This window comes from Pseudovibrio sp. Ad37 (assembly GCF_001623075.1).
Lineage (GTDB): Bacteria > Pseudomonadota > Alphaproteobacteria > Rhizobiales > Stappiaceae > Pseudovibrio.
The window spans coordinates 97,496-110,216 of sequence record NZ_LMCF01000218.1 but is presented as its reverse complement, the minus strand read 5'-3'; the positions used below and the strand labels follow the sequence as shown (position 1 = coordinate 110,216).

Sequence of the window (12,721 nt, the reverse complement as noted above, 5' to 3'; positions counted from 1 at the left end):
ATTTAGAGCGCAAAACCCTGAAAATTATATTGCTCTGTTCTTCAAGAAACATTTAAAAACGCCCAGCTATTTAAGCTGGGCGTTGGTGGGTGCAGTGACTTGTTTGCCTATTCTGCCTTGCCCCAGCCGCCGCTGGTTGGGGGGACGACTGTGATGGCTTCGCCGGCTTCCAGAATTGTTTGGTCGCAGCCTTTCAGCTCTTCCATCTGGCCGGAATTGCGGCGCACGTAGGTGCGGCCTTTCTGGCCATCTTCGCCGCCCTGCATGCCTTTTGGCGCGATGGTTCTGTGGGAGGCCAGGATTGCGCAGTCCATCTTTTCCAGAAAGCGGATGGTGCGTTTGGTGCCGTCACCTGCATGCCACTTGCCTTTGCCGCCTGTTTCCTTGCGGATGTGGAAGTCTTCCAGCAGCACAGGATAGCGGAACTCCAGAACTTCAGGGTCAGTGAGGCGAGAATTGGTCATGTGGACGTGGACGCCATCAGTACCGTTGAAGCCCGGACCTGCCGGAGAGCCGGAGCACAGGGTCTCGTAGTACTGGTAGGTATCGTTGCCGAAGGTCAGGTTGTTCATGGAACCTTGTGAATTCGCCATGGCACCGAGAGCTGCGAACAGCGCGTTGGTGATGTGCTGCGAAGTTTCTACATTGCCTGCCACAACTGCTGCCGGATAATGCGGACGCAGCATGGAGCCTTCCGGCACCACAATGTTGATTGGACGCAGGCAGCCTGCATTCATCGGAATGTGGCCTTCCACCATGACGCGGAAGCAGTAGAGCACGGCTGCGCGGGTGACAGGTTCCGGTGCGTTGAAGTTGTTCTCTTTCATCGGGCTGGTGCCGGTGAAATCAACAGTTGCTTCGCGCTTGTCCTTATCAACGGTGATCTTGACTTTGATGGTTGAGCCTTGATCCGTTGGATATTCGTAGGAACTGTCGGAGAGTGCTTCGATCACACGGCGAACGCTTTCTTCAGCATTGTCCTGCACGTGGCCCATGTAGGCCTGCACGGTTTCCAGACCAAAGTGGTCTGTCATCTTGCGCAGTTCCTGAACGCCCTTCTCATTAGCGGCGATCTGGGCTTTCAGATCGGCCACGTTCTGGTGAACGTTGCGAACCGGGTATTTGTGGTTGGTGAGCAGCTCGACCAATGCTTCTTCGCGGAAGTCGCCTTGGTCCACCAGCTTGAAGTTGTCGATTAAGACGCCTTCTTCATCCACCTTGGTGGCGAGCGGGGTCATGGAGCCCGGAGCGGAGCCGCCGACATCAGCATGGTGACCACGGGAGGCCGCCCAGAACAGGATCTCTTTGCCGTCGTCGTCAAACACCGGAGAGACAACAGTGATATCCGGCAGGTGGGTGCCGCCATTATAAGGGGCGTTGAGTGCGAACACGTCGCCCGGTTTGATCTTGCCTTTGTTGAGGGAGATGATCGCCTCAACGGAACGGTCCATAGACCCGAGATGCACCGGCATGTGCGGTGCGTTGGCAACCAGCGCGCCGTTCTGATCAAAGACCGCGCAGGAGAAGTCCAGACGCTCTTTGATGTTCACGGAGTAGGCGGTGTTTTGAAGGGTTACACCCATCTGCTCGGCGATGGACATGAAGAGGTTGTTGAACACTTCCAGCATCACCGGATCGGCGGTGGTGCCGAGAGCGACTTTTCTCTCCAACGGGATGGTGCGTGTTAGAATGATGTGGTTCTTGGCGTTGACCTCAGCATGCCAGCCCGGTTCTACAACGATGGTGGCGTGTGGTTCCATGATGAGGGCAGGGCCTTGCAGCTTCATACCCGGCTGGAACGCATCGCGCTTGAGGATGGACGCATCCTGCCATTTGCCGTTTGCGTAGAATTGGGTCTGCTCTGCAATTGCCGGGGCATTTGCTGCCACTGCTTCGTCTGGTTCCTGAAGGCGAGCGCCGCCGCCGATTGCTTCCACTTCGAGAGCTTCGACCACGATGGTCTTGTTCTCGTAAGCAAAGCCGAATTGTTTGATGTGGTTCTGGGTGAAAGCGGCGACCATGGCATCGAGATCACCGGTGTTCAGATCCACCGCGATTGGGGTGTCGGTGCCGTCATAACGCAGATGCGCACGCGGAAGGATGGAGAGCTCGTCTTCTGCAACGCCCTGATTTTCGACTTCTGTTTTCGCGTCTGTTGCAAGGCGCTGAGCGAGGTCTGCAAGAGCTGTCAGATTGTCGGTGTTCAGCTCTTTAACGACCGCTTGCTGACGGGTGGCGCGGATATCCGCAAGGCCCATGCCGTAAGCAGAGAGGATGCCGGAGAGCGGGTGCACGATGACGGTTTTCATGCCGAGGCTGTCGGCAACCATGCAGGCGCTTTGGCCGCCAGCACCGCCAAAGCAGGTGAGGGCGTATTCGGTGACGTCATAGCCGCGCTGCACGGAGATCTTCTTGATGGCGTTGGCCATGTTCTCAACGGCGATCTTCTGGAAGCCTTCTGCGACTTCCTCGCCAGTGCGGCCATCACCGATTTCAGCGGCGAGCGCGTTGAAGGCTGCTTTGACTTCTTCGATTGCCAGCGGCTCGTCCTGATTTGGACCGAAGATCTTAGGGAAGTAGGAAGCGTTGAGCTTGGACGTCATGACGTTGGCGTCGGTGACGGTGAGTGGGCCACCTCGGCGGTAACATTTTGGTCCGGGGTTTGCACCAGCGGAATCTGGACCAACCTGGAAGCGACCGTCTTTGTAATGGAGGATTGAACCGCCACCCGCCGCAACGGTGTGGATCATCATCATTGGCGCGCGCATGCGCACGCCAGCCACTTCGGTTTCAAAGGCGCGCTCAAATTCGCCGTCGAAGTGGGAGACGTCGGTGGAGGTGCCGCCCATGTCGAAGCCGATGAGTTTCTCAAAGCCTGCCATTTTGGAGGTTTCAACTGCGCCAACAACGCCGCCAGCCGGGCCGGAGAGAATGGCGTCTTTGCCCTGGAAGAGGGAGGCGTCGGTCAAGCCGCCGGAGGACTGCATGAACATGAGACGGCAGTCGGTGTTCTGGATGTTGAGCTCATTAGCAACCTGATCCACATAACGGCGCAGGATTGGAGAGAGGTAAGCGTCAACGACAGTTGTATCACCACGGCCAACCAGCTTCATGAGCGGAGAGACTTCATGGCTGACAGAAATCTGCGGGAAGCCGACTTGTTTGGCGATGTCCGCCAGCTGCTTCTCGTGCTCAGGGAAAGCGTAGGCATGCATCAAGACGATGGCGATGGAGCGTGTGCCATCAGCGTAGGCTGCTTCGAGCTGGGCTTTGATCTGGTCAAGGTCTGGAGCCGCTTCAACGGTGCCATCAGCGCGGACGCGTTCATCCGCTTCCAGAACCTGATCGTAGAGAAGCTCTGGTTTGATGATTTCTTTGGCGAAGATGTTCGGGCGGGCCTGATAGCCGATTTCCAGAGCGTCGCGGAAGCCTTTGGTGATGAGCAGAAGGGTGCGGTCACCCTTACGTTCCAGCAGTGCGTTGGTCGCGACTGTGGTGCCCATTTTTACCGCCCGGATCTGGTCGGATGGGATGCGGGTGTCTTTGGCAACGCCCATGAGATCGCGGATGCCCTGAATAGCGGCGTCTTTGTAGGCCTCAGGGTTCTCGGAGAGAACTTTATGGGCGCGTATTTCTCCTTGAGGTGTGCGTGCAACGATATCTGTGAAGGTGCCGCCGCGGTCGATCCAGAAGTCCCACTTGCCCATTGTCATGTTTTGTCCCACCTCGATTTGAAATCTTATTCTGTGATACATCTACAAAATGTAGACATATTGTCAATGTGAATATGCGAGAGTCAGGAGAAACGCAGCGATTGGTATTGAAATTTACGTGGATCGGTCTTTTAAGAGAGGTTGTGTGATCTACGTAAACTCTCGACATTATGTTGCGTGAGATGGTGCGAATCTGCGCAATTCTAACTTGATGGTTGTGAGGTCGAAAATGAGTGATGCTTTAGAGCAGAAAAATACTGGCGGGCTGGGCGTTGGACCGGTCGTGTCCTCATCGCACCTTGCATCAGGTGAATTGCCTGCACTGTCTGAAGTGGAATTTGCGGTGACGATGATGGTGAATGCCTATCATCGTTGGATGGTGCGATGCATGGCAGCTGCAGGACAGGAGGGGTTATCCCCTCTGGAAACGCTTGTGCTTCACTCGGTCAATCACCGTGAGCGATCAAAAACGCTGGCTGATCTGTGTCTCGTTCTGAACATTGAGGACACGCACACGGTGTCTTACGCTTTGAAAAAGCTGGAGAAGGCTGGCCTTGTGCAATCCGGTAAGCGCGGTAAGGAGAAAATTGCCGAGATTACAGAGGAAGGTCGTGCGCTTTGTGATGCTTACAAGCAGCTGCGTGATGCCTTGCTGGTGAAGCCCGTGAAAGAGCTTGGGCTTGATGAAGCCGAGCTGTCCCGGCTTGCATCTGTTTTGCGCAGTGTGTCAGGTCACTACGATCAGGCCGCTCGTTCTGCCGCTGCAATGTAATGTGATCGCAGCGGGAACCAGTTATCGCTTACTCAATCGACATGCTCATTGTGGGCGAGGCCTGTGTCTCCCATGAGCAGTTTGATCCATCCGGGCATCTTACCGGTTCTGCGCAATGCGCCATCTATGGAGAATTCTCCCCCTCCTGTGGTGGTGAAGCTAAGATAAGACGCAAACAAGATCAGCGGCAACTCCCATGAGACGGCTGTGGCAAAGGAGACAAAGCCGTGCTCCAGCGCCCCGCTCAATGTTGCTGCAAACAAGATATAGGCGGCTGCGAAGAAGCAAGAGAGACGGGTGAGCAGCCCGAGGCCGATACCAATTGCAATGGCCAGTTCTGCCAAGCCTGCGGCATCAATAATCATTGCAGGGTCGGGATAACCGAGTAGGGAGAAGAACTCTACATGCTCCATGTAAGGGAGAGACCCGGCAAACAACTTGTCGGTGAAGTGTGGCACCATCACAAAGCCAACCAGAATGCGGAAGAAGGTGAGTTGCCATTGCCAAAGTGTCAGGCCACGGCCTGCGGTCTCAAATGAATTGCGCTGGATTGTGCTGAGGAACCAGATGAGATTGACGAAGAAGGCAAAGGCAAGAGGCCAGCTGAGCAGGTATGCATAATAAAGTGAGGCAATCCGCCAAGCGACGAGTTGGCACAGCAACATGCACAAAAAGCCGAGTGTGAAGTTTTTCGGCACTACGATCACGACAAAGAAGAACGCCAATGCAAGCCAGATCAGCATGGGTCGTAATGCAGATTCTGGAATGGGTGACATGAGCACTTCCAGAGAAATGAGTGCTACGACGCCCAGCAAGAGAGCTGTAATGAGGGATTGAAGCAGCTGGAAGAAAGACAAGTAGTGGAAGGGCCGTGCAATCTCCGCAAGATCCTCCTCTTCGCTCATGTCCTCAGTATTTGCATTGCTCTTGTCTGCCATATCTACCTCACAGCGAATCCCAAGCGCGGGTCATTTGTGTCAAGGTAGCGTGCTGCACCTAGCGAGAGATATCCTGCTATTCTCGCTAGGCTTATTTGAGAGGTTATCCGACGTAGGCAGCTTCGGTCTGCTTGGCCTCTTGTGTTCCAAGCGTGCAGCGGACATTTGCGTGCGGATTGGCCGGATCAACGTTGGATGGTTTGCCGAAGTAATAACCTTGAACGATATCGCAGCTGCCGGCTCGCAGAATTTGGGCCTGCATTTCTTCTTCAACGCCTTCTGCTGTGATCAATACGTCAAGTGAACGGCCAAGACCGATAATCGCAGCAACGATTGCATCAGTGTGGGCATCCTTGCCGATGTTCATGATGAAGCTGCGGTCGATCTTAATTTTGTTGAACGGGAAGCGAGAAAGGTAGCTTAGGGAAGAATAACCCGTGCCGAAGTCATCCATGGCGATGGAAACGCCCATGTTCCCGATCTTCTTGAGCGACTTCACCACGCTGGTGGTGTCGGCAATCAGAAGGCTTTCGGTGATCTCGATCTCAAGGCGCTCAGGTGCCAGACCAGATTCTTCGAGGACTTCTGAAATCTTCTGCTCGATCAATCCGGTCTTGAACTGTGCAGGCGAGAAGTTGACGGCGACTTTCAGGCTTGGGTCAGCCCAACTTGCCGCGTCAGTACAAGCTTTTTTGAGCACATATTCGCCGAGCGCTTCAATAAGGCCTGTGTCTTCCGCGATCGGGATGAAGACGTCTGGCGAGATGCGGCCTTTTTCAGGATGGACCCAGCGAAGCAGGGCTTCAAAGGCTTTGAGCTTGTTGTCTGCCAAGCCAACCTGAGCCTGATACACGACTGAGAATCCGTCTAGCTTGAGCGCACGGATCATCTCTGTTTCCAGCTCACGGCGGCGTTCCAGCTCTTCATCCATGCTGGACTCGTACCAGGTGTAAGTGGAGCGGCCACCGTTCTTGGAGCGGTAGAGCGCCAGGTCAGCGCAATGGAGGAGCCGGGAAGACCGCCATGCAGCATCGGTTGCCTGAGCGATGCCCATCGATAGGGAGATCTGGATTTCTTTGCTGTCGATGACGCAACTGGAGTTGGTGGTTGCCATGGCGCGCTGGGCAAGCACGGTGATGTCGTGGCTGGTGTATTCGCCTTCGATCATTACGGCGAACTCATCACCAGAAAGGCGCGAGACGAGATGATCGGTGAAGACGAGCCGCAACCGGTCCGAGATGATTTGGAGGAACGTATCGCCAGCTGCATGGCCGTGGTTGTCGTTCACTTCCTTGAACTTATCAACGTCAATGGCAATGACATAGACATTGGAGGCTGTGATGGATGCTTTTCGGAGTGCTTTGTTCAACTCGTCCGAGAAAACCGCGCGGTTTGGTAAATGAGTCAGCGGGTCATTATGCGCGAGGAAGCGGATTGTTTTGGAGGTTCTCCAGCGATCATGCAGCCCTTTCCAGGCGAACATGATGGAGGCGATTGCTACGACGAGGACCAGTAGGAATGCAAAGGCCGACCCGAAGGCGATTGCATCCATAAACACGACGGTGTTGAGTGCTGGTTTTGTGGTGAAGATGAAGCCGCCACGGGCTTTGTTGTCATCATTCACATAAGGAATGACGACGCCAAATTTTGGTATCCGCCATTCAAACCAGTTGAAGTTGGAGTAGATCACCAGCTGTCCTGAGTTGAGCGCTGAGTGCCATGCGTCATAGGCGGAGGGGTCGGACAGAATTTCGTTAACGCGGTCACTGGTCATATCCCGCGGATGCACGGCCAATGGGTGGCCAGGAACGTTGACGACCAGCAGTTCGAATTCTTCAAACTGCTCGACCAGAGCCTGCTTAACTGCTGTGGCTTTGGTCGCTGGCAGTTTCCAACTTGGAGAGATGATTTCGGTGGTTGGGGCCGCGCTGGAACCGCGCAGGCCGAAGTTTAATGGAGAAGAGACATCCTTTTGTCCTGTGCCTTCACTGGGGGGTGCCTCAAGAGGGTGGTGTAATTTGATGATATTCTTTGCAGTGTCGAATTCTTTTTGAGCTTCACTCTTGAATAAATAATATAAAGTCGCTTGGTCAATGGCATAAAAGCTTGTGGCAATGGCACCAATCACAGCAAACACTATGCCGGCGTAAAGTAATTTACGATGTGGAGGTATCGTTTCCACTTGAAATCCCCATCCCGAAACGCACGAAATAATGTGCGCTGGCAGCAGGCAACTGAGAAGTTAGTTGGCGCTGTTACCTGTATGTGTACTTAATTAATAGCGAATATATCTGTAAAACATTACCCATGTGTTTCATGGGGTCATATTTTGAGGGCAAGCTTGACTGAGGCTTGAACTGAAATCTGGCAATGGGCACTTATAGATAGCAGTGGGCAAATAAAACCCAAGGGAAACAAACTATTCAGATTGATAAATAATTTGTTAGGTATAAACCTGATTTGCGGTGACTAATTATTTTGCTGTCTTTTCCGGCGAAATTGTCAAGCAGATTGAACTAGAGAGCAGGATGCCAATGAATTTTTGGGGCAGCTTTGACAAGATTGTAGGTGCACTGCAAACCGGTGGTGCCCAGTTGGTTGACCGGCTGCAGCAGCTTGTTCAGTCAGTTGGTGAAGCGCGCCGGAATGTTGCCTTTACGGTCGCTATGATTGCCTTGTCTGCGAAAATGGCAAAAGCCGATGGTGTTGTGACCCATGACGAAGTGATCGCATTTTACGATCTGTTTGAGATGCCACCGGGTGAGGAGCGCAACGTTTCGCGGCTCTTCCAACTGGCGCAGCAGGACGTAGCGGGCTTTGAGATCTATGCTTCCAAACTCTCTGTGTTGTTTGCTGAAGATGAGACGACGCGCACGGATGTGCTGGATGGCTTGTTTTATATAGCCAAGGCAGACGGCGTTATTCATGAAAGAGAAGTTGCCTACCTGAGCCGGATTGCTGAAATCTTTGGAATTGATGCGGTTGGCTTCTCGCAGATTAAGGCCCGTCATATAAGAGGTGACGGAGATCCATATCTGGTTCTTGGCATTGATGTGACGGCGAGTGATGAAGAGGTGCGTTCCTGCTATCGCAAGCAAGTCCGGGAGACACATCCTGATCGGTTGATTGGTCGAGGTGTCCCTGAAGAGTTCGTCAAGATCGCCAGTGATAAGCTGGTCGCATTGAATAAAGCGTATGAGCAGATCTGCGCGGAACGAGGAATATGAGCGTTAAAACTGAATGCGCAGTGCCTGCGCGTCTTCGTCCATCTCCCAATCACAACGAGCGCCGCGTTCCTGCCGTTGATATGCTGATCTTGCATTACACTGCGATGGAAAGTGCTGAGGAGGCTGTTTCGTGGCTGTGTGATCCGCGCTCAGAAGTTTCCTGCCATTATCTGGTTGACGAACTGGGCATGGTTACGCAGATGGTGCCGGAAAGTCGCCGGGCCTGGCATGCCGGTGTTTCCAGCTGGAAAGGTGAGGATGACCTTAACTCCCGCAGCATTGGAATCGAGATTTCCAATCTGGGGGATCAGGAAGAGGGAACGCAAGGCTATCCTGATGTGCAGATTGAAGCTGTAATCGTTCTCGCCAAGGATATCTGCGAACGCAACAGTATTTCTCCAGAGCGGGTGCTCGGGCATTCTGATGTGGCTCCGTCCCGTAAACAGGATCCGGGTCGTCATTTCCCATGGGCGCGATTGGCTGAGGCTGGTGTTGGACATTATATTGAGCCGGTAGAGCTTGAGGCTTCGAGCTTCTTTCAGGAAGGTGATGAAGGGCAGCCGATTGAAGCTCTGCAGTCGCTTCTGGGGCTCTATGGATATGATGTATTGGTCAGTGGTGTGTTCGATGAGAAGACCAAATACGCAGTTGAAGCGTTTCAGCGTCACTTCCGTCCTGCGAAAGTTGACGGAATTGCTGATGCGCAGACCATTGCGACACTGCATAGCCTACTAAAAAAGCTAAAATCCTTCTGATTGTGATAGATGTCATTGAAATATCAGCGAAGCAGGGGCAAATACGTAATTGAAATACGAATTGATTACGTAGGGGAATGACTTTTTTTTGTTGAAAAGTTTCCTTAAGTAAGACTGATATGCCCTGTATCAGCCTTTTTTGCGCCATAAACTAAGGTTTATGCCAATTTTTAAACATTAAAATTGTAACTTTTTGTGATCAGACCTGTCTGATTTTCGTCTCATCTTCTGAAGATAAACACTCCTGCTCAAAACATGATTGCCAGGAAATGAAGATGAACCTTACAAAAATAAAAAATAACGTAGTAATCCCCGTTCTTGCTGCAAGTGTTATGCTCGGCGGTGTTGTGAATACCAATGTCTTCTCTGATGAAGCTGAAGCAGCTACAAAAAAGGGAAGCTACGTCAAGCTGATCGAACAGAAAGCCAAGAAGCACGGTGTCCCGCACCACATCGCGAAGGCTGTTGTTGAAGTGGAAAGTAACTTCAACGCAAGAGCGCGCGGCCGTGCCGGTGAAGTTGGTCTCATGCAGATTAAGCCATCTACCGCACGTGGTATGGGTTATCGCGGTTCGACCAAAGCGCTTTATAAACCAGAGAACAACATCGAATGGGGCATGCGATATCTGGCTGGTGCTTACAAGCGCGCTGGCGGAGATCTGTGCGGAACCATTTTGCGATACAACGCTGGCCACTATGCCAAGCGTATGAACCGGATTAGTGCCAAGTACTGCAAGCGCGTTAAGGATATTATGGCACGCAGCTAAATGCATCTTGCATATTCGGGCAGGGGACTGTAAGTTCCCATTCAAAGTTTCTTAGAATTTTACGAATGTCTGACCGACGGTCAGTCTGTCTGCAAGGACATATCAGGGTGGTTGACCGGGCAAAGTCAACCACCCTAACTCTTAAAATTTTAGGCGAATTCCCCGAAAATTAGGCGAACTTTCGAGCTGCATTTGTTGGCGAAGCGGGCACCTTCACGCCATCCAGTAGTTTCCCATCATCAATAGGTAGACCGAGTGACGTTGTGACCGGAACAACGCCAGCCCAATAGGGCAGCGCGTAATCCTCCGCATCGTCGACCGGAGCGCCCTGTCGGATTTTTGCTGAGGCGTGTTCGATCTCGATTGCAATGACACCAGTTGAGATCTGTTCCTTCTCCGTCATCGGGCGGACCTCATCCCATCTGCCAGGCAGAAGGTGTTCGGTGATTGCCTTGAGGGAGTCCCATGCTTCCTGGTGGTCGGTAACAAGACGGGCAGTGCCGTGAATGACGGCGGTTCGGTAGTTGACGGAATGGTGGAAAGCTGAACGCGCAGCAACAATGCCGTCAATAAGTGTGAATGTGAGACAGACTTGGGAGTCTTTGCTCATCTTCTTCACGATCCGCGCTGCTTTCGCGCCGTGAATGTAGATGGTGCGGTCCATAACCGCAAAAGCCATGGGAATGACCATAGGGCGGTCTTCATCCATGAAGCCAACATGAACGACGAGGGAGCTCTCCAGAATTGGGAGGATTGTGTTCCAATCATAATCCGCGCGCAGACTTGTTCTGACACGAGCAAATTTAGGTGGCTTGGTTTCACGAGTGCTGGTGCTTGGTGCTGCTTCAAGTGTCATTTCTGCTGTCATTGTCTTAACCGTTTTCTGGTCTCCGGTTTTGAGCGAAGTCGGCAATATGGGACCAGTTGGCCCGGCAAGTGGTTTGAGTTTGTGCTCTGACTGCTTGCCGGGTTTTCTGTTTCATTTGTGCACCTTACCTCCGCTGCGAGGCGAAGAAGTATTGCGCTGATACGTATTCTCTGCAAAACTGGTCCTGTATATAGGTCCGCTTAATCTAATTTTGGGGTGCCAGTTGTTTGAGTATGTTGTGATGATCAATCGTGAGGTCAGCACTCCGCTATCAAGTCAGATTTATCAGCAGTATCGGGATGCAATTCTGAAGCGGCGTGTTCCTGAAGGAGAGCGGTTGCCCAGCTCACGTCAGTTGGCGACCAGCCTCTCCGTTTCTCGCAACACAGTGAACACAGCCTATGATTTGCTGCGCTCTGAAGGGCTGGTGGATGTGCGGTCTGGTGCACGGCCTGAAGTGGTGGCCTTGCCTGAGGTCGAAGGGGCTGTTGTTGCAGGTCCTGTTCGTGAAACGACACCTCCACTTTCATCGCGTGGAAAGCGGTTTTCTTGTAATCATCGTTACACAAGCCCGTCGGGGCGGGGTGTTTCCATGCAGCCGGGTGAACCTTCGCGGGAGCTGTTTCCTAAAGAACAGTGGGCACGGAGCTTGCGGCGAGCAGCGCGACTGCTCAACGGTAATGCGCTTGGGTATGAGCACACTTCCGGCCTGCCGGAGTTGCAGCGGGTACTGGCGCAGTATCTGGCGCAGGAGCGCGGTGTGGTCTGCTCTCCCGAGCAGGTTCTTGCTTTTCCAACCACACAGTCAGCGCTTTCGCTCATGTCTCAGTGCTTTTCTGAGGAAGGGGACGTGGCACTGCTTGAGGAGCCGGGGTACCTGGGTGCGCGATCAGCCTTTTTTGCTGCTGGGTTGAAGGTGCAAGCTTTGACAGAGATCGATCAGGTTACGCGGGCCTCTTTGATCTACGTGACGCCCTCACACCAATATCCAACTGGCCGGCGCATGGAGATGAGTGAGCGACTTATGTTGCTTAAGCAGGCTTATGACAAAGGTGCGGTGATTTTAGAAGATGATTACGACAGTGAGTTCTTGTTTGAAGGGCGGCCGATTGCAGCGCTTCAGGGGCTGAGTGATCGTCACTCTGTGATCTATATCGGTACTTCTGCAAAGTCGCTCATGCCGGGGATCCGGCTTGCTTATGCTGTTGTTCCTAAAGAGCATGTGGTGGGATTGGAGTTGGCGCAGCGGGCATCGGGTGCACTGGCCAATGTGCATGTACAGATGGCTTTTGCTGATTTCATCGAGAGCGGGCACTTTCGGGCGCATCTGAACAAGATCCGCAGTGCTTACCATGAAAACGGTGTGGCTCTTTGCCAATTGATCGGGGAGCGTTTTGGCAATCAGGTTGGTGTTTCCATGCCAACCGGAGGCTTACAGACTTGTCTTTATCTGCCGGAGACCTGCGATGATGTGGCTGTTGCGGATTTGATGAACCAGAAAGGTTTTGGAGTTAATCCGCTTTCTGTATTTTATCTTGGCGCACCGCAGAAGGGGCTTGTTGTTGGGTTTGCTGAGGCGAATGAGAAGCTGCGGAGTGGCTTTGTTCAAGCTCTTGAGCAAGCAATGGAACTGAGCGGAGATCGTGTGCAAGCGTAATTCTTTGCTTGACCTTTTTCCTTA

At 52.8% G+C, this 12,721-nt stretch carries 9 protein-coding genes; 5 read left to right on the top strand and 4 right to left on the bottom strand.

What is annotated here, in order from left to right; genetic code table 11:
• Window positions 1–107 precede the first annotated feature (107 nt).
• Window positions 108–3,707, bottom strand: a complete 3,600-nt coding sequence (locus PsAD37_RS23910) for a hydantoinase B/oxoprolinase family protein (protein ID WP_084408103.1) — start codon at window positions 3,705–3,707, stop codon at window positions 108–110.
• Between the two features lie 235 nt (window positions 3,708–3,942).
• On the opposite strand from PsAD37_RS23910, the gene PsAD37_RS23905 reads away from it, so the two are divergent.
• Window positions 3,943–4,485, top strand: coding sequence for a winged helix DNA-binding protein (locus PsAD37_RS23905; RefSeq protein WP_057465707.1), 543 nt, complete (start codon window positions 3,943–3,945; stop codon window positions 4,483–4,485).
• Window positions 4,486–4,517: 32 nt separating this feature from the next.
• On the opposite strand, the gene PsAD37_RS23900 is transcribed toward PsAD37_RS23905, so the two are convergent.
• Window positions 4,518–5,423 carry a DoxX family protein gene (locus tag PsAD37_RS23900; protein ID WP_063289959.1) on the bottom strand — a complete coding sequence of 302 codons (906 nt, stop codon included), beginning with the start codon at window positions 5,421–5,423 and terminating at the stop codon, window positions 4,518–4,520.
• A gap of 103 nt (window positions 5,424–5,526) precedes the next feature.
• Complete coding sequence (locus PsAD37_RS23895; protein WP_208992053.1) at window positions 5,527–7,605, bottom strand: bifunctional diguanylate cyclase/phosphodiesterase; 2,079 nt, start codon at window positions 7,603–7,605, stop codon at window positions 5,527–5,529.
• Between the two features lie 352 nt (window positions 7,606–7,957).
• On the opposite strand from PsAD37_RS23895, the gene PsAD37_RS23890 reads away from it, so the two are divergent.
• The 3 genes from PsAD37_RS23890 to PsAD37_RS23880 all read left to right on the top strand — a co-directional run bounded on the left by PsAD37_RS23890 (window position 7,958) and on the right by PsAD37_RS23880 (window position 10,172).
• Window positions 7,958–8,650 carry a DnaJ family molecular chaperone gene (locus tag PsAD37_RS23890; RefSeq protein ID WP_063298209.1) on the top strand — a complete coding sequence of 231 codons (693 nt, stop codon included), beginning with the start codon at window positions 7,958–7,960 and terminating at the stop codon, window positions 8,648–8,650.
• Window positions 8,647–9,405: an N-acetylmuramoyl-L-alanine amidase gene (locus PsAD37_RS23885; RefSeq protein WP_063298208.1), complete on the top strand. Its 759-nt coding sequence runs from the start codon at window positions 8,647–8,649 to the stop codon at window positions 9,403–9,405. Before PsAD37_RS23890 ends, PsAD37_RS23885 begins: the two co-directional genes overlap by 4 nt.
• Before the next feature lie 269 nt (window positions 9,406–9,674).
• The gene (locus PsAD37_RS23880; protein WP_063298207.1) at window positions 9,675–10,172 is read left to right on the top strand and encodes a lytic transglycosylase domain-containing protein; all 498 of its coding nucleotides are present in this window, start codon (window positions 9,675–9,677) and stop codon (window positions 10,170–10,172) included.
• A gap of 169 nt (window positions 10,173–10,341) precedes the next feature.
• Here PsAD37_RS23880 and PsAD37_RS23875 read toward each other — a convergent pair whose 3' ends face one another.
• Entirely contained in the window at window positions 10,342–11,040 is a 699-nt protein-coding gene (locus tag PsAD37_RS23875) for a pyridoxamine 5'-phosphate oxidase family protein (protein ID WP_063298206.1), read from the bottom strand.
• Between the two features lie 223 nt (window positions 11,041–11,263).
• On the opposite strand from PsAD37_RS23875, the gene PsAD37_RS23870 reads away from it, so the two are divergent.
• Complete coding sequence (locus PsAD37_RS23870; RefSeq protein ID WP_208992052.1) at window positions 11,264–12,697, top strand: PLP-dependent aminotransferase family protein; 1,434 nt, start codon at window positions 11,264–11,266, stop codon at window positions 12,695–12,697.
• Window positions 12,698–12,721: the final 24 nt, after the last annotated feature.